At 51.1% G+C, this 17828-nt stretch carries 15 protein-coding genes and 3 pseudogenes; 4 read left to right on the top strand and 14 right to left on the bottom strand.

All coding sequences use genetic code 11. The features are described from left to right. Window positions 1-63 precede the first annotated feature (63 nt). Window positions 64-171, top strand: a pseudogene (locus NQ518_RS13635) (hypothetical protein); the annotation flags it as partial. A 165-nt stretch (window positions 172-336) separates the two neighbouring features. Here the strand turns inward: NQ518_RS13635 and NQ518_RS08550 are convergent. From NQ518_RS08550 to NQ518_RS08540, 3 genes are all read right to left on the bottom strand, one after another. Next, on the bottom strand, window positions 337-756 hold the full coding sequence (locus NQ518_RS08550) for a plasmid mobilization protein (RefSeq protein WP_147785496.1): 420 nt from the start codon (window positions 754-756) through the stop codon (window positions 337-339). A gap of 346 nt (window positions 757-1102) precedes the next feature. After that, window positions 1103-1414 carry a helix-turn-helix domain-containing protein gene (locus NQ518_RS08545; protein WP_227962399.1) on the bottom strand — a complete coding sequence of 104 codons (312 nt, stop codon included), beginning with the start codon at window positions 1412-1414 and terminating at the stop codon, window positions 1103-1105. A 20-nt stretch (window positions 1415-1434) separates the two neighbouring features. Beyond that, window positions 1435-1704 (bottom strand): helix-turn-helix domain-containing protein, encoded by a 270-nt coding sequence (locus NQ518_RS08540; protein WP_227962254.1) that lies wholly within the window; start codon window positions 1702-1704, stop codon window positions 1435-1437. A 446-nt stretch (window positions 1705-2150) separates the two neighbouring features. Between NQ518_RS08540 and NQ518_RS08535 the strand changes: the two genes are divergently transcribed. Continuing rightward, window positions 2151-2558, top strand: a complete 408-nt coding sequence (locus NQ518_RS08535; protein ID WP_227962256.1) for a hypothetical protein — start codon at window positions 2151-2153, stop codon at window positions 2556-2558. Here the strand turns inward: NQ518_RS08535 and NQ518_RS08530 are convergent. The 9 genes and pseudogenes from NQ518_RS08530 to NQ518_RS08490 form a co-directional block, all read right to left on the bottom strand. Then, window positions 2512-2979 carry a DUF1896 domain-containing protein gene (locus NQ518_RS08530; RefSeq protein WP_227962257.1) on the bottom strand — a complete coding sequence of 156 codons (468 nt, stop codon included), beginning with the start codon at window positions 2977-2979 and terminating at the stop codon, window positions 2512-2514. The genes NQ518_RS08535 and NQ518_RS08530 overlap by 47 nt on opposite strands. A gap of 8 nt (window positions 2980-2987) precedes the next feature. Beyond that, the gene (locus tag NQ518_RS08525) at window positions 2988-4307 is read right to left on the bottom strand and encodes a site-specific integrase (protein ID WP_227962258.1); all 1320 of its coding nucleotides are present in this window, start codon (window positions 4305-4307) and stop codon (window positions 2988-2990) included. Between the two features lie 13 nt (window positions 4308-4320). After that, entirely contained in the window at window positions 4321-5574 is a 1254-nt protein-coding gene (locus NQ518_RS08520; protein WP_227962259.1) for a site-specific integrase, read from the bottom strand. Window positions 5575-5841: 267 nt separating this feature from the next. After that, window positions 5842-9903 (bottom strand): annotated as a pseudogene (locus NQ518_RS08515) (N-6 DNA methylase); the annotation flags it as partial. Beyond that, on the bottom strand, window positions 9893-10480 hold the full coding sequence (locus tag NQ518_RS08510; protein ID WP_004291461.1) for a DUF1896 domain-containing protein: 588 nt from the start codon (window positions 10478-10480) through the stop codon (window positions 9893-9895). The gene NQ518_RS08510 and the pseudogene NQ518_RS08515, both read right to left, overlap by 11 nt. 27 nt (window positions 10481-10507) lie before the next feature. Beyond that, window positions 10508-12595 carry a type IA DNA topoisomerase gene (locus tag NQ518_RS08505; RefSeq protein ID WP_004291456.1) on the bottom strand — a complete coding sequence of 696 codons (2088 nt, stop codon included), beginning with the start codon at window positions 12593-12595 and terminating at the stop codon, window positions 10508-10510. 60 nt (window positions 12596-12655) lie between these two features. Next, a complete protein-coding gene (locus NQ518_RS08500; RefSeq protein ID WP_004291455.1) occupies window positions 12656-14227 on the bottom strand; it encodes a DUF3945 domain-containing protein in 1572 nt (523 codons plus the stop codon). 20 nt (window positions 14228-14247) lie between these two features. Next, window positions 14248-14598: a helix-turn-helix domain-containing protein gene (locus NQ518_RS08495; RefSeq protein WP_004291454.1), complete on the bottom strand. Its 351-nt coding sequence runs from the start codon at window positions 14596-14598 to the stop codon at window positions 14248-14250. A 3-nt stretch (window positions 14599-14601) separates the two neighbouring features. Beyond that, window positions 14602-15027, bottom strand: coding sequence for a helix-turn-helix domain-containing protein (locus tag NQ518_RS08490; protein ID WP_004291432.1), 426 nt, complete (start codon window positions 15025-15027; stop codon window positions 14602-14604). Between the two features lie 138 nt (window positions 15028-15165). Here NQ518_RS08490 and NQ518_RS08485 point away from each other — a divergent pair, with 138 nt between their 5' ends. Together NQ518_RS08485 and NQ518_RS08480 are read left to right on the top strand one after the other, a co-directional pair. Then, the gene (locus NQ518_RS08485) at window positions 15166-15465 is read left to right on the top strand and encodes a helix-turn-helix domain-containing protein (RefSeq protein WP_004291426.1); all 300 of its coding nucleotides are present in this window, start codon (window positions 15166-15168) and stop codon (window positions 15463-15465) included. Between the two features lie 31 nt (window positions 15466-15496). Next, window positions 15497-15803 (top strand): annotated as a pseudogene (locus tag NQ518_RS08480) (helix-turn-helix domain-containing protein). A 77-nt stretch (window positions 15804-15880) separates the two neighbouring features. On the opposite strand, the gene NQ518_RS08475 reads toward NQ518_RS08480, so the two are convergent. Further along, a complete protein-coding gene (locus NQ518_RS08475) occupies window positions 15881-16243 on the bottom strand; it encodes a hypothetical protein (RefSeq protein ID WP_004291423.1) in 363 nt (120 codons plus the stop codon). Window positions 16244-16254: 11 nt separating this feature from the next. Then, a complete protein-coding gene (locus tag NQ518_RS08470; RefSeq protein WP_004291422.1) occupies window positions 16255-17490 on the bottom strand; it encodes a site-specific integrase in 1236 nt (411 codons plus the stop codon). Window positions 17491-17828 lie beyond the last annotated feature (338 nt).

Genomic DNA, 17828 nt, shown 5'->3' with positions numbered 1-17828 from the left:
AAATGCGAAGGCAGGAATTAGCGCTTTGCCTTCGCATTATTTTCGCAATTATAGCATAAGCAAATGAAGCAACAGGATAGTTTTGAAACTTTATGCTCCAGATTGGGAGTTAAGTTTGTATGTCGCTATTGTCAATCTGAGTCTATCGTCAAAAGTGGGAAGAATTGCAATGACAGACACCGCTACCAATGCAAACATTGCCACAAGCGTTTTATTACCGAGTACATCTACAATGCCTATCTTCCTGACACCGATTCCAAAATCACCCAACTGACCAAAGAGGGATTGGGCAATCACAGCACTATACTAACGTTGGGCATTATGATTTATCAGCATTCATTCTTGTTTACTCTCAAGGGATTTTGTCAGTTGTACTGCTTGTTGTTGCAGTCTAATAAGAAGTTGGGAATAGGTTTCGAGTTTGCTGAGCAATCGTTGAGCAGTGGCAACAGAATGATAAGTATTGAGGGCTTTCACGGCTTCGTTGTATAGCACGCCTATCTTATGAGTCATAGCAACGATTTCGGAGAGTTTCTCCAAGTAAGGTTCTTTTGCAGGGTCTTGGGTGATGACCTTAAAAGATTCACCAAGAAGCCTTGCTCGGACAAAGTCGCTCTTTGTCTTTGCTCCCGACTTGCGGTAGAGTCTGATAAGTTTCTGCTGGTCTTCGGAATTAGATGTCCTGATGTGCCATCTGTCCCATCGTGGGCAGGTGGCACATCTGCCGTCTGGCTTCTTTTGTTTCTGCTTTTTCATTGCTTTTTAATCACGACTTTGGAGTGATTTAATCCCCCAATTGGGGCAAGGGTCTTTGTGGTACAAATGGCAATTTGTGGTACAAAGACACACCTTGCCAGTATAAAGAAAGAGATAGTTTGTTATATTCCATAAAGTAACTTTTCTGGGGTGCTTTTGATAGACAAGAGTTCAAAGTTCAAGAAGTAAATCAAGAGATAAGTTTAGACTAATTTCTTGACTTACTGACTTTATGAGCTGACATATTTTTGACTAAAGTTAATTTTAACTTAGGTCGAAACTAATTTCTTGACCAAAGTCACAACTGACCATTTGACTTAAGTCGCGACTGATTTCTTAACTTAACTCATAACTTACCCGTTTGCGGTATTGGATTATAATGCCTTTCAAGCATTGTCTGTATGTCGCTCTGTTTGTAAAGTATCTTCCCTCCGATTTTGTAGAAAGGAAGTGTTCCTAAGTTTCTGTACTCTTGGAGCGTACGTGTGCTGAGCCGTAATTGGCTGCAAACCTCCTCGCCAGTGAGGTAAACCTCTCCGCCTAACATCGGACGGGCTGTAGAACAATAACGCTCCAGTTTCTTCAAAGTACCCTCCATCAACTGTGCAAACATCTGCATTTGAGGGTCTTGCTGTGTAATGATTTCATTCTCTTCCATAGTTCGTTCTGTGTTTGATTTCATTCATTGTTTGCATTCAGTAACTCTGCGATGTCGCTCTCCTTATAATAGCATTTATGCCCAATGATGGAGAAGGGTATTTTACCCGTGTCGCGATAGGATTGCAGGGTGCGTTTGCTGATGCCGAGCCTGTGGCATACGGCTTCATTGTCGAGCCATTCGTCCGTTTCGGGCGGATTGCCGATAAGCTGTTCAATACTGTGGATAAAGTCTGCAAATTCGGAGCAGTGCCGCTCCCACGCTTTGCGGTCGATAATAATGAGTTTCATTGCCTTGATTTTGTTTTGATTACTTTATTGTTACTCGGCAAACAAACTGTTATGCAGTCCATTGCCGTACTTATCGAGTGCAAAAGTAAACCTTCGGAAGCACCGCTGCAAGAAATGAGGATAAGCAGGGAAATAGAGAGAAAACAAGAGAAAAGACCAAAGGAGATCCATCTGTGTTATTGCGGTAATGAGATGAGGTGCCGGCTCTTTCCTTTTATTATTTTGTTGTTTTATCGATAATTCGATAGTTCGACAAATCGAGATGTCGAAGTGTCGATAGATAGTTTTATCGATAGATTATTTTGACGATATATAGTTTTGACGATATATAGTTTTGACAACAGATAGTTTTGACAACAAATAGTTTTGACAACAGATAGTTTTGACAACAAATAGTTTTGACAACAAATAGTTTTGACAACAGATAGTCATGACAACAGATAGTCATGACAACAGATAGTCATGACAATAAATTGTACAAACAACAGATAGTCCGTATTATCGTCAGTCCTATCTATTGTTGGCTGTTACGCCTTGCGTCCAAAGAGCCTGAGTATGCCGTATTCTTGTCGTGCCTATACTCTCTTACGGCAGCCCTGCTCTGCAAGGTTGGGAGAGATGAATACGACCGCACGAATATTGAAAATGGCAATACCAACTTGAAAAGAAAAATCCTGCGGTGGAGATTCTTCTCTCCATCCGCAGGACTTGACCTTGTCAGGGCAGATTGGCTGCCGTTGTACCTTTGCACGATAAGAAACGGCATCAGGGACTTTGCGTGCGCCTTTGCCTACAACGCTTTTGGGCTTACCCCTCCGTCTGACCGATTATTGGCAGATGATTGCTCTTGGTGAGCAGCACTATTGTGCCTGTGAGTTCGGTGTAAAGACGGTCGTATTGCTCGTCAGAAGCAAATGTGTCCGTCAAACCGAACTTGTCGAATGTGGCTTGAATAGCCTTATTCGACAACAAGATGGTTGCGAGTCTTTCAGGAAGCGATGCAGGCAGTTCCCTTTCAAACTCGTTTTCCAATACAGATACAAGCGTGTCATACTTGGAAAAATGCAAGCCATAATACAAAACCTCGCTTGCCATGCTCTCCGCTTCGGGGTACTTAAAACCTTGCGCCACGGCATCGCAGTAAGCTGTGAGAGCCATATCTGCCCGTGCGGTGATAAACTCCGCATCTTGCAACTTCTCAGGGTGATGCTCACTCATGTAACTTCTTAATTTCAATCGAAAGTAAGAAAGTTCCAGCTTTTTGTTCTCTTTCATTTTTAATTTTATTTAGCGTTGATGTTCAATGATGGTTGCTTTGCAGTCAAAGGACAAGTTACTTGTCCTCCGCTTGGCTTTCTTGGCGGACAGACACGCAGGGCCTTTCGCAGTTCCCTTGTGGTTTTGCTACCCATGAGTGGCTGCATTTCACGGGCAATTTTACTCTTGCTGACCTTTGCGTAAAGTTCGGTGGTGGAAATGAAACGGTGTCCGAGCATCTTACTGACGGTTTCTATCGGCAAACCGTTCTCCAAACAGATGGTCGTGGCAAAGGTGTGCCGTGCCGTATGCGAGGTGGCTTCGGTATGAGGTGGGAGTCCTGCCTTGATGATAATGTCCCTTATCTTGCGGTTGAAATGGCTATTCGTGGGGAACTCACGAAAGAGCAAACCCTCCTTTCGTCCGTCGCTGACAATGGTGAGTATCTCTTCGGCAATGGGCAATAAAGGAACAATGCTCCTGTTCTGTGTCTTTGTGCGACAGAGCGATATGTACCTACACCCATCCCCGAATGTATAAACATCGTCCATTCGGAGTTTCTTCAAGTCTGAGAATGCCAGCCCCGTGAAACAGCCCAAGAGGAAGATGAGTCTGCAATGGTTGTCCACCGAGCGGTGTGGGCGATATGAGAGAAGTTTGTGTAAATCGTCAGAAGTGAGGGCATTGCGCTCGTAGGTGGGCGTTTCAATGTCTATCTGCTCAAAAGGGTCTTTACGGATATATCGCTCTTGCAGTGCTTTTCGGATGACTTGATGCAGGTGGCGCAGACGATTGGAAACAGTGCTTTCCTTGTTTCCCAAGTCCCGTAGCATAAATAGGCGGTAATGTTCTATGAGGTCTTTGTCTGCCTCTTTGGGAAGACAGTCCCCATTTTCCCTTGTTTTTAGAAAAAGTGCAAAATTCTTCCTACTGTCCCTGAAAGCCCTGACGGTAGCCTTTTCTATCGTCTTGCCCTGCAATGCCTCCTTGCTTTCGCAGACAGCTTGGTAAAGCTCTATGAGTGATGGGGTAGGTTTTCCTTGATGCAGGAACTGCTCCTTAAGGTATTCTGCCGTGATGTAGTTCTCTTCCCTTAACGTGAGTTCATAGAGTGCGTGAAGTCGTTTATCTATTGAGTCCAGTTGATGATTGACATCATTCGCTCTGTTAGCTGCCACTTTTATGCGTCCTATCTTTGATTGCCAATCATCGGGAGAGGTGTGCAATCCTGTTGAGAATGAAGCAGACGCACCATTGCAGGTGATACGGCAGCGTATAATGCATTCATTCCTTTCGCTTGTTTTGCTTCTGTCTATATAGAATAGAATTGAAAATGTACTTTTCATTGTTCTTGGACTTTTAGTTGATTAAACGATATTGTGCGATGAGAGGAATAATCCTCTCCACATCCCGAAAGACACGCTCTGGAGAAGTCTCTGCATACACCTGTGTGGTCTTTATTTGGCTGTGTCCGAGCATTTTCGATACGCTTTCGATAGACACGCCTTCTGAAAGCGTCATCTGCGAAGCAAAGGTGTGGCGAGCCATGTGGAAGGTCAGTGTCTTTGTGATACCACAAAGCCGAGCTATCTTCTTGAGATGGATATTTACAGTGTCGCAGCCTGGTATGGGCAGAAGATACCCTTTGGGCGGTTCGTGACGGAACGCCCTTGTATGGATACCCCTGTACCGCTCGATGATGGCGGACGCTTCGGGCAATAACGGAATGTGGCATAGGTTGCCCGTCTTCACTCTCGGCTTGCGTATCCAATCCATATCGGACTCGTGGATGATATGCTCTGCCGTGAGGTGGTACACATCCGTATAGGAAAGACCGGTATAGCACGAAAAGAGAAACATATCCCTTGATACCTGCTCGTAGCCTTGCAGTTCGTTATCGCTTAATGCCGCTATTTTGTTTACTTCCTCCCTTGTGATGTATCGGGGTGTACCCACGTCCCAACGGATAGAGTGAGCGATGAAAGGATAGATGTCTATGATGTGCCGTTTGTGCAGGTCCTTGAGTAGGGATGCCAACATTGTAAGATAACCAGCTGAGGTGTTGAGTTTAAAACCCTTTTCTTTGGCAAAATACTCCTCCAAGTCTTTGATAAGGGCAGTATCGGCTTTTTGCACGGGAATATCGTCCACATGGTAGCGATGTCTGAGAAATTTTGCCAGATGCTTACGGAAAAGCAGCAGACATTTCAGTCTTCTTTCACTGCGGTCTATGCCCACCCGATCACGGAAGCGGTTGATATACTCGTCCGTATGATGAAGCAGTCCCTGCGACTTGCTGTTTAACCCGAATACAAGTTCCCTTATCTGCTCTGCCGTAACAGTGTTGTTCAACTTGTCCAAAAGCGATTCGTAAACTTGATGGACGCTTACTTGCAGTCGGTCAAGTTCGCTGTTTACTGATACGGCTTCGGCACTCTTGCCCACAAGTCTTTGTTTACGACTGTCCCATAGATTGGGTGTACAGGCGCATTTGCAACTGAACTGAACCATTGAGCGACCGATACTGATGCGTCCCATAACGGGACTTTTCCCGTTTTTGTCCTGCGTACCTCTCTTGAGGTAGAAAAGCAGCTTGATTTTTTCTTTTTCCATTGTTTTTTTGCTTGCAAAATTACACTTCTTAGAGGAACTTTGAGTGATGCAAAACATTGATAATGAAAGAGAAAACACCGTTTTAGTTACCACTTTTAGCAGTTCTTTTCCTTTCATCGTTTCTCGAACGATTTGGTAACTGAACTCTTGCTTTTTCACTCCTTTTTTCGCCTATTTACCTTGATGCAACCCAATGAGAAAGCAGGCAATATATCTTGTGTTTCAATCAGATACACATTTTTCTCCTTTTCTTGCTTCCAACTCCTATACTTCATTATAGAAGGCGGCAAGCTCCGGCACTTTGATGAAGTAGCGGAAACGCTCCTTCTGGACCACATTGTTCGTCACGTTAAATTCAAAATCCGTCGTCTTCTTGGCAAATATCGCCGCCCAAGCGTCGAAACACCTTATGTCCTGCCGTTCCAGCTCCTTCGGGCGCAGGTACTTGAACAGCAGGTACAATTCAGTCAGTGAGTTGCTGATAGTCGTGCCGGAGAGGAAGGTCGCACCCAAGTCTTTTCCTGTGCGCTCCTGTATGGTGCGTATGGCAAAGAGCATGTTAAGTGCCTTCTGGCTTCCCTCGCTGTTTCCCAATCCCGCCACACGGTCGTGGCGCGTGTTGAAAGTCAGATTCTTGAACTGGTGGCTCTCATCTATGAAGATGTGGTCGATGCCCATCTGCTTGAAATCCACCACGTCGTCCGTGCGTGACTTTATGGCGTGTTCCACCTTCTCCAGCTTCGCTTCAAGGTTGTGCTTGCGCTTCTCCAATCCTTTCAGCATCGCCCGCGACACGTTCTTTCCCTGCTGCCGTAGCACTTCGAGGTTTTCCTCCACCGTGTCAAGCTCTGCTTGCAGGATGCGCTGCTGCAATTCCGGCGACTGCGGTATCTTGCCGAACTGGTCGTGCGACATGATGACGCAATCGTAGTCGTTGTTCTTTATATTATTGAAGAAGCGCACACGGTTGGCGGTCGAAAAGTCCTTCTCCGAAGCGTACAGAATACGTGCGTTGGGATATGCCGCCTGATAGGTGGCTGCAATCTCCGCAACGTTGGCTTTCAGCCCGATAATCATCGGCTTGTGTGCCAAATTCAGACGCTTCATCTCATGCGCGGCGATGCACATTATCAGCGTCTTACCGGTTCCCACCTCGTGGTCGCAAATTCCGCCGCCGTTCTGTTTCAACATCCAGACGCAATCCATCTGTGAGGGATAGACGCTCTTGATACCCCGGCTTGCCAGCCCTTTCAGGTTGAGGTCGGGAAAGGTCTGATGGGAGCCGTCGTAGCGCGGGCGCACGAAACAGTTGAACTTGCGGTTATACATCGTCACAAGCCGCTCCTTGAACTGCGGCGACTGCTCTTCGAGCCATTCGGAGAAGCCGTTTCGTATCTCGTCAATCTTGGCGTTGGCGAGTTGTATTCCCTCGCTGTCGCGCATCTTGATGTCGTTGCCATGCTCGTCCTTGCCGATGGACTTCATCATGTCAGGGCAGGTGTTGTGCAGGGCGTGTTTTAGGAGGTGCATACCGTCATAGTTCCGGTAATACCCCTTCACCAGAAACTCGTCCGTGATTTTCATGGTGCGGTAGCCGCACACCACCGAAAACTCGTCCATGCTTGCGGAATAGGCGATTTTCACCTCCGTGTCGAACAGCCGGCTCATGTAGGCGGCATAGACACCCGTCGGAATCCAGCGTTCCCCGAAATTGAAGTCCAGATCCTCGAAGGCGATGCGCTGCGGCTCGGCATCTTTCAGAGCCTCCAACGCCTGCTTCACCTCCGGCATACGCTCATTTTCGGGATTGTCACCCATCCATGCCTCTATGCGTTCCGCTTTCTCTATGACATTTCCGGCGATGAAACGGTCTTTGATTTCGTAACCGGTCACGAGCGGATTGTAGTAGATGCGCCCTTGCAGGGCAGTGAGCAAATCCTCCGCCGTGCTGTCGGTTATCTCCCGCATATAGTCGAGATTGACCGTACCATATTTGTTGAGCGACGCAGACAGGGCTTCTTCGGGAGAGCCTACGTTGGCATGGCTCTCCACCGCGAAGGAAACAGGATGCTCGAAGATGTCCGCCTTGACGAACTTTCCGTTTTCCATCCGTTCCAGCGAAAGGATGTCGCGCCCGCCCGCATCCATCATCACTAACTTCACGTTCTGCTTGGCGTTGAGGTTGCCGTAGCGCATGACAAACTCATCGTAACAGGTATTCAGATGCTCTCGCCACGGAACATTTGCCTCGCGCCGGAGCGATTCATAACGGTACAGACGCTCGTAGGCGTCACGCAGCGACACATACAACAACGCCTTTTCCTTCTGGTATCCTTTCAGGTCGAGCGGCTGGAATGTCGCCCCGTATGGCGTGATGTCTTTCAGGTAGCCGATGTTATGACGCCCCCGGTCAGCCACCAGCGACCCTTCGCGCAGGTGCATCTCCGGCGTGCGGTGGTAGGCACGCGGAGAAAGGTCCACGACTTCCTCCTTCGGCTTTTCCGCTTCGATGTCGGGGAAAAGGAAAGTCCCCACCGCTTCCGATGGGGTATCTGTAACGGCAGGTGCGGCGACTGCCTCCGGCTGTGTTTCCTCCTGTCGTGGCTGCTCACGGGAAGTTTCCGGCACGGCTTTCACTTCCGTCTTTTCCGCCACTTGTTTCTCGTTATGCTGCCTTGCCAGTTCCCGAAGTTCTTTCCTACGCTCCGGCGTCAAACCCATCATCATTTCATAGAAACCGTTGATGGGAGGATTGGTATCCCAGTCCAGTGTGGCATAGATGTCGTCCGGGTCGGCAGGCTTGGCGGTGTTCTCCGCTTTCACCTCCTTATTCTCCATTGCGGGTTTTGCAGTTGGAGCTGTCGGTGTAACCGTGACTTTCGGTTTGGGCGGAGTGGACTTTGCCGTAACTGCCTTTTTCACCGTCTTTTTCTTTTTGGAGGTTTTCGGTTGGCTGACCTCTTCCGTCATCCCCCAGAGGTCAAGCAGGGTGAGCTGCACGCCTGCGGAATATTGCGGGCGCGGTTCTATCTCCGGCTTTTCATCTGCGGGTTGCGGCTTTTCTGTCGGAGTTTCCACCGTCTGCGCCGAGGATACTGTTTCCAATTTTATGGCAGGACGCTCTACTTTATTTTGAACGGCAACTTTTTCTTCCGTTCCTGCCTGCCGGATTGAACCCGAATACAAGCGCATGGCAAGCCTGTAATGGAAATCCTCGTCGAGCATACGGCGCAAATCCCCGGCGATGCCTGCTGCCTTGCCCTCGTGCAGATAAACCATAGCGGGCTTCCCGTAGGGGTCTGTGTCAAGTTTCGCCATCGTATGCACGATGCGTTCCGGGTGGTGGATGAAATAGGCGTTGTCGGTCAGGGCGGTTTTCGTGTCCGTCTGTATCACGGTCATCAGCCGCTCGTCCTGCGACATTTCCTTCTTGCTGAGGTTCTTTTGCAGGACAATCAGGTCACTGCCCACCTCCGTGCCCGCGTTGTCCGTGAACAGGTTGTTGGGCAGGCGTATCGCGGATACCAGATTGGCCTGACTGAACAGCTCGTTACGCACGGAGGTCTTGGTGCTATTCAATACCCCTTGCGAGGTGATGAACGCCACGATACCGCCGTCACGCACGGCATCCAGTCCTTTGAGAAAGAAATAGTTGTGGATGGTTTTCTGGGCGGAGCGTCTGCCGAAAGAGTCGCTCCGCTGAAACTCCGCGTCGAACACGGCAATGTCACCGAACGGAATGTTGGACACCGCCAAGTCGAAATAATTGTTGAACGGTCTTTCGATTTTCTCAAAACCGCAGGTGCGCATTTTCTGGTCGGGATAGAGATGCCTCAAGATTGTACCCGTGAGCAGATCCTTCTCGAAAGCCATCACATCCGCATTGGGGCTGTGCCGCAGCATGGAATCCACGAACACGCCGACACCTGCCGACGGTTCGAGCATACGGGCGGGGCGGACGCTGTAATCTGCCAGCACGTCCGCGATGGTGTCGGTTATCTCTTTGGGGGTGTAGAAAGCGGTCAGCACGGACGCTTTCAGCGAATCCACAAACCGCTTGTACTCTGTTTCGTCCTTGCTGTTCTCACGGATAAGCCTGTGCAGCTCCACCGTCGGGGCGAACAGTTCGAGGTCGGATTTCGCCCACCGGACGGCATCCGTCAGTTCCTTTGCAGGGTTGAGGATACATTTCAGACCGCCGAAACCGCAGTACCTTTGAAGTATGGCACGCTCTTCGGTTGTCGCTGTCCTATTTTCCCTGTCAAGGATGAATGCCGTCCGTATCGCCTCGATGTTGTCCCGCAGTTTCTGTTTGCGGTTAAACGCCATATTCGTCTAAGTAAAGGACGGTTGCTCCCGTCAGCTCCGTGTAGAGCAGGTCGTAATCGGAAGACAGGGCGAAATTGTCATCCGAGAGGTCATAGACGGAGAACACGTTGCCGACAAGCGGCAGCAGTTTCAGGACAAAGGCTTCACGCTTCTCTTCCGGCACTTCATCGGCAAACTCGTTTTCCACGACTTCGCGGAGGATGGCGTAACGGGAATAATGCAGCCCGCGCAGCAGCGTGTCCATCGCCAGTTCCTGCGCACCATCGGCGGGATAGCCTTCAAGCCGTGCCCTCTCATACGTTTCGGCGGCACGGTCGGCCCGTTCCCGTATGAAAGCGGTGTCGTCAGCCTGTTCAAACTTGTTCGTGCGGAGATAGTCCAGCAGGTACAGACCGTAATAGGAAAAGTCGGTCTGACCCTCGTTTTTCTTCTTGTTGTTCATTACTTTGGATTTAGCGGATTGATAATTAACGGGATAATCGGTTGGAAAAAGGAAGAAAAAGGCACTCGGTATCCCTCCGAGTGCCACCACTAAATCCAAAGTATGAGTGTAATCCGGTATCGAAGAACAATTCATTACTCTGAACAAGTGGCAAAGTTAATACTATTTCTTCCGTCCTGAAAATTTCTTGTCCTTTTTAGCCTCCGGGAACACAAAAGTCGTGTTATATTCCCCGTCAAAGGCGACAACAGCATCGAAACTCTTGCCCTGTTTGCTCTTGAACCCTTTGAGCAGCTTGGTATGCCCTTCGGTGAGCAGGTCTTTGATTTCATCGTCGGACAGGGTGCGTCCCGCTTTCAGCCGGAACACGGGCAGTCCGCACTCCGTGTTGTCGCAGCGTACCACCTTGCCGTAGAACCGCATCCTGCCCGTGCCACACTTGGGACACGCGCAGCCGGAGTCACGGCTGCCGAAGAGCTTGTCGCACGAGATCAGTTCGGAGGTTATCTCACGTGTGTACGCCTCTATCTCCTTGCGGAAGGTGTCGTCGGACAGTTCCCCGCGCTCGATACGCGCCAGCTCCTTTTCCCATTCGCCCGTCATGGCAACATCGGCGATGCGCATCGTCTTGACGACGGAATTGAGGGCAAGTCCTTTTTCGGTGGGAACAAGCGACTTCTTGCAGCGTTCCATGTAACCGCGCTTGAAAAGCGTTTCGATGATGGAGGCGCGTGTGGCGGGAGTACCGATGCCACAGTCCTTCATCGCCTGCCGCAGTGCGTCGTCCTCAATTTCCTTGCCCGCCGTTTCCATTGCCGAGAGCAGGGTGGCTTCGGTATGCAGCGGCTTGGGTTTGGTCTTTCCTTCGGTAATGGACGAGCCTTTCGGTGTCAGCGTGTCGCCTTCCTGCCAGCCGGGGATGGTAATTTCCTCTTTTTCCTCGCCATAGACGGCACGCCATCCGGTTTGCTTCACGACGCTGCCTTTTACGGTAAACTCCACTCCGGCACATTCCGCCGTGACAGTGGTCACATCCTTGACGCATTTCTCAGAGAATGCCTCGACCATGCGCCCGGCAATCATCTGATAGATGGTATTGTCCTCTTTGGAGAGGAAGAGCGGTTTCTCACCCGTGACGAGCAGGGCATGGTGGTCTGTCACCTTGCCGTCGTCCACGCTGCGGCGTGTCGGGGCGGCTTTTGCCCGCACCTTGTCTTTCCATTCGGGCTGTGTGCCGATGAAAGCGAGCAGTTTGGGAATTTCGGCAAACACGTCTTCGGGGATGTAGCGGCTTCCCGTTCTCGGATAGGTTATCAACTTCTTTTCGTAGAGTTTCTGCGCGATTTCAAGCGTCTGTTCCGCCGTGAAGCCGTGCTTGGCGTTGGCTTCTTTCTGGAGCGTGGTCAGGTCGTAGAGCAAGGGAGTTTCCTCCGTCTTCTCCTTGCGCTCGGCTTTCGTGACAGTGGCGCAACCTGCCGCCTTTACCTTATTATATAGTTCCATCGCCGGTTCTTTCTCTTTCCATTTCTCGGAGGATGAGAATTTCACGACTTCGCCGTCGCAACCGTCCGTTGCGATATGGAGCTGCCAGAATGCTTCGGACGTAAAGCGGCGGTTCTCCCAGTAGCGTTCACATACCATAGCCAACGTTGGTGTCTGCACCCGCCCCACGGAATACGTGCCGTGTCCGGCGGCGATGGATAACGCCTGTGTGCCGTTGATGCCCACGAGCCAGTCGGATTCGCTCCGCGCTTTGGCGGCGAGGTAGAGGTTGTCGTATTTGCTGCCGTCTTCGAGTTTCCGCAGTCCCTCGCGGATAGCTTTGTCGGTGAGAGAGCTGATCCACAGGCGCACGAAAGGAGTGGTGCAACCCGTATAGTGGTAGAGGTAGCGGAAGATAAGCTCTCCCTCGCGTCCGGCATCGGTCGCCACGATGATATGTTCGCTTGTGTCGAACAGTCTTTTGATGACTTTTATCTGCGACACCACGCCGCTGTCGGGCTTGTAACCTTTCTCCGTCCTGACCTGACGGGGGACGAGCGTGAATGTGTCGGGAATAATCGGGAGGTTGTCACGGACAAATCCGCGCACGCCGTAGCCGTCGGGCATGGCAAGCTGAACGAGGTGTCCGAATGCCCATGTCACGGCATAACCGCCTCCCTCGAAATATCCTTCCTCTCTCTTTGTCGCGCCCACGATGCGGGCGATTTCACGTGCCACGGAGGGCTTTTCTGCAATGATTGTCTTCATGTCTTCTTCTTTTTTGTTGATACTTTGGATTTTATTTTGGATTCAGTGGCGGACACGGGATTACATTTTCATGCCCTTGCCCGTTTTCTTCTGCGGCTTCTCCTGCTGCTGTTGCTGGCGGGCGTCCTTCGGGTTGGTCTGACCTTTCTGCAACGGCTCTCTCAGATTCTTTGTAGCCTCGTTGGTCTTGCCATCGTTGTTCACCGCCACCTGCGTGCGGCTCTCGTTGGACGGAGCAACCTGCTGTGCATTGTCAGGGTTCGTGTCGTAGCGGTACGGGCGTCCCTTCTCCGGGTTGAACTTGATATACATCGTGGCATGGAAGCCCTGCTTGTCGGTCACGTTCTCCAGCTTCACGGCTTTACCCGCCACATAGTCGGCTTTCTGCTGGTCGGTGAAGCTCACGCCGCTCCATTTGCTGATGGGGCGGATGCTGCCGTCCTCGTTCGTCCACGTGTTGCGGCGTTGCTCCTTCTTGGTCTGTGCGGCATTTTCCCCGCCCTGCGCCTGACTTTTCGATGTGTCGCCTTTGGTTTCCTGTGTCTGTGCGGTACGGGGCGACTTGCCGGTTCCCGGCACGAACTCCACGCCGCGCTGCTCCACGTTCACTTGCAGGGTGGTGACGAACTTTCTGCCGTCGTTGCGCTCGATGAGCTTGTCGCGTACGGGCAGTCCGGCGCGGAGCATGTCCCGCTCCTGCGTGGTGATTTCCGTCTTGCCGATGCGCTCCGGGATGCGCACCCTGCTTGCCGGAATGTCCGTGATTTCATTCGTCTTGCGGTCGATGCTGATGTAGGAGGGGATGATCTCGCCCGTTTCCCTGTCCACAATGTCCACGACCCTACCGAGATTGCCCGTTTCGCGGAGGTTCTTCCGGTCATTGTCGGAGAATTTGTGTTCCTTGTACTCATCCAGCTTCTGCTCCTTGCGGATGAAGTGCGGCACGAGGCTGATGTTTCCCTCACCGTCCTTCTTGAAGGAGAGGCGGGCGTCCAGCTCGAATGATTCGCCGCCGAAGGTCGGTTTGACCTTTACCAAGTCGGACTTGCCATAGTTGAGCATCTTCGTAAGGTCGCCGGACTTTTCAAGGTTGTCCCGCTTTACGCCCCATCTGTCCTCCAGCTCCTGCCAGTTGATTTTACTCTCGTCGATGGGCTGGTAGCCACGTTTGCCCTGCATCTGTTCGGATTTGTCCTGTTGCTGTTCTTTCCGTTGTTCCATGTTCTCCTGTTTTTGAGGTTCTTGTTTCTCTGTCTGTTGTGCTGCCATCTCTTCCTGCACCTTCTTCTCATAGTCGGAGGTGTCCACCTTGTGAGGGGCGAGCAGCTCCTTGTTCGCTTCGGGGTCTTTCAGCAGTTGCTTCATCACCTCTAAGAGATTTTCAGCTTGGTCTGCCGCAATGCGGTAGAAACCGAAGCGGCTGGGTTCCTTGCACTGCCGGAAGAAGTTCTTGAAGAAGTTGTCCAGCACGTCGCCATGTCGGTCGAATTGCAGGAAACTCTGCGCGTTCTCCGCTTTTGCGGGGGTGCGCTTGGGTGTGCCGTCCGCGTTCAGCCCGGCTACCACGCTGATCTCGCCTGTCTTCTCGTCACGGACTACCAGCACGTCCTTTTCGTCTTTTTTCTTTGCCATCTGAAAAATGTTTTAATGGGTTATTTATGAAAGAAATTATGGATACGAGCCTTGTAGAAGGCTATATCTTCCTTTTTGAAGTCCTTGATATGGTTGGAAAGGAATGTCAGCACGTCCTCCTCGCTGTAATAGGTCTTCTTGCCCAGCGTCTTGTAGGGCAATGCGCCTACGCTGCGGTAGCGTTGGAGGGTGCGTTTGCTTATCTGGAGCAACATGCACAAATCCTGATTGTCGAAAAGGCGGATGCTTTCCGTGATAGTGGGCTGTTTCCCCTCAGCCTTCATCGCCAGCAGCAGTTCGTCCTGACGGTCGAGCCGTTCCATCAGCTTCTGCATCCAGCCCTCGAAGTTGTTTCGTGTGAGCAGTTCCATGACCTATGTCCTCCTTCCTTTTGGTTTGCCGCCCGTGCGCAGCGTGTGGTTGTGGAACAGGGTGTCTATTGTCCCTTCCTCGTTCCTTACTGTGTTGTCCTCCAATAGCCGCAGTATCTCGGAAAGGCGGTAGCGGCAGCTTCCGCGTACCACCACATACTCGATACGGTGGTCGGTGCGCATACGCTGCATGGTGCGCTTGCTCACGTTGAGCATCTTCGCCGCCTGTGCCGTGTCAAGCAGCTTGTCTTCGGTTTCCCGCTTCCGTTTCTTCTCGTCCCTTGCCTCGCGGATGTACCCTGCGATGTTCGCAATCTGCGCCATCATCTCCTTGTAGGCGGAACTTTCCATTGTTATCACTTTCATGTTCAGTCCTTTCTTTTTGTTTCTGCGACAAAATTCGGCAATAAACAAAAGGGGCTTTAACAACTCACTACGTGACTCACGTAAGATTTTTGCGGAAGATGGCTCCGTAACCCGGTCAAACGGCGCAACAGGCAGCCTTTCAGCGGAAAACGATACGTCTTGTATGCCGTTTCGTTACCTTTGCGGCAAACTCTAAATGACATGAATATGGAAATAGTATCTATCGAGAAAAAGACTTTCGAGATGATGGTGGCGGCATTCGGCGCACTCTCGGAGAAGGTCGCCGCCCTGAGGCGCAAAAGCGACACGGGGCGCATGGAAAGATGGCTCACGGGCGAGGAGGTCTGCGGGCAGTTGAGAATAAGCCCGCGCACGTTGCAGACGCTGCGTGACAGGCGGCTTATCGGCTACTCGCAGATAAACCGCAGGTTCTATTACAAGCCAGAGGAGGTGAAGCGGCTGATACCGCTTGTCGGCACGCTCTATCCGCACGGCAGATGATTTGATTTATTCACCCACTGAATCCGAAGTTATGATGAACGAGAACAACGATGTTTTTACGATGGAAGACGAGCCGATAGCCTCTGTGGTGCAGGATATGCGCAAAGGCTCGAAATGGCTGTCCGCATTTCTGGAAAGCTACCGTCCTCCGCTGGACGGGGAACGTTACCTGACGGACGGCGAGGTGTCGGAACTGCTCCGTGTGAGCCGGCGCACCTTGCAGGAATACCGCAACAACCGCGTGTGTGCCCTTCATACTTTTGGGAGGGAAGGTGCTTTACCCGGAAACGGGGCTGCGCGGGGTACTGGAAGCGAACTACCGCAAGCCGCTGGAGTGAGGCGGTTTCATGAAAAAGTAAACGGGTGACACCTTTTGTGGTGCTACCCGTTTACTTGTCTTATGGGGTATGTGCAATCAGCAATACCCGGCTTTTCCGTTCTGTATGAACATCACGTATGTCTGCCGTTTCTCTTGTGAGAGTGCCTTTCCCACCAGCCATGTGCGGAACAGGTGGGTGTTGTAGGTATTCACCCTGAAAGCGACCGGGATGATGATTTCAAGGGCGTACACGTCCGCGTGCAGCCCGTTTTCAAGCTGCATGTAGCGGCACACCTCGTAGTCGTTCAGCACGTCCGACTTGCGGACGGCTCTGATGGCGGCGTTCACTGCCGGGACGGTCGTATGGAACAATCCGGCTATTTCGGTGGCGGTCATCCACACGTCGTTACCGGTTACGCTGACTGCCTTGTCCTCGATGATGATTGTGTCACGTTTCATGGCTTTTCTTTTTAGATGGTGCAACCTGCAAATTCCTCGACGCCGTTCAATCTTGCGGCAAGGTTCTCCATGTCCTGATTGAGCTTCTCTTTGGTTATCTTTGCGTAAATCTGCGTCGTCTTTATGCTCTTGTGTCCGAGCATGGAGCTGACCGTTTCGATGGGAACACCGTTGGAGAGGAATATCGTCGTGGCTGCCGTGTGGCGGCTCTGATGCCACGTGATATGCTTGGTGATGCCGCAACGCTTGGCGACGGCACGGATACCGGCAAGGCACGTGTTATAATGCGGAACGGGAAATATCCTGCCGTCCCCGCACAGTCCCCGGTATTTGCCGATTATGCGGTTGGCGATGTCGAGCAGGCGGATGTTGGACACCACGCCCGTTTTCTGGCGGTTGATGTTTATCCACTCGTGTTCGTCGAAGTAGGTGCGGATATTCTCTTCCGTAAGGTTGCGCATATCCGCGAACGACAGCCCCGTGAAGGCGCAGAACAGGTAGAGGTCGCGGTACAATTCCTGTTTGGCGTTTTTCAGTTTCCCCTCCATCAGCAGGCGGATCTCATCTTTGGTCAGGAAACTGCGTGTTGTTTCCTCCTTCTTGATTTCATACTCGCGGAACGGGTCGCGCGTCAGCCACTCGTTGTTGATGGCGATGAATACCATCGTCCGTAACGGGCAGACGTACAGCCACACGGTATTGGTGCAGCAGTGCTTGTCCGTGCGCAGGAACATCTCGAAGTCGGAGATGAAAGCCGGGGTAAGCTCTTTTAGGGCGATGTCCTTCACATGGTAGCGGATGTCGAGGAACTCTTGCATGTGCTTGTAAACGGTGCGGTACTTCAGCAGCGTGCCTTTGGCTTTCATGCCTGCCTCCACCTGCTTCTCGTAGTCCTCGTTGTGCTGGCGGAACACCTGCATCAGCGTGTGGTAGCGGTGTTCCAGTCCGAGAAAGGCGTTCTTCACCTTCTCCGCCGTGACGAAGTTGTCACGCTCCATGATTTCCTGATAATGCCTGTTGATGCGTACCCGCATCTTGTCAAGCATACGGTTCGTTTCGAGTGCCGCCGTGCTTCTGCCCGTGACACGTCCACCTTTGGTGTCCCACAGTTTCGGATCGACAGTCAGTTTGCAGCTGAACTGTGTCTGGCTGCCGTCCACCGTGATGCGTCCCATGACGGGAACTGTCCCGTCCTTTTTCACTACCTGACGCTTGAGGTAGTAGATTACTGAAAATGTACTCTTCATTGTCCTTAATTTTTGGGTTTCAAAATTAGTTGGTGAAGAGTCCGGTGTTGGTACGCAAAACGGGGAGGAACGGCGCAATCTTTTTCCGTAACCTGATTTTTCGCATGAGTTATGGATAACTCACTATTCCTTAGAGCCTTGTTTCGCTATTCGTACCCGTTTGTCGCATTTTCGGGCATGGTTACGAACAAGTAACGTAGCGGCGTCAGGATTTGGCTTCGGCAGGGATTGTAATGGCTTCACGGATTATCGCCACTTCAACCAAAACCCTTGTAACTCAATTCTATCACTATATCTTTCCGCATTTCACTTTTTTGTAGTAACTTTGCGTAGTAATA

It is taken from the genome of Hoylesella buccalis ATCC 35310, from assembly GCF_025151385.1.
GTDB classification, from domain to species: Bacteria; Bacteroidota; Bacteroidia; order Bacteroidales; family Bacteroidaceae; genus Prevotella; species Prevotella buccalis.
This window is presented reverse-complemented; position numbering and strand designations above follow the sequence as displayed.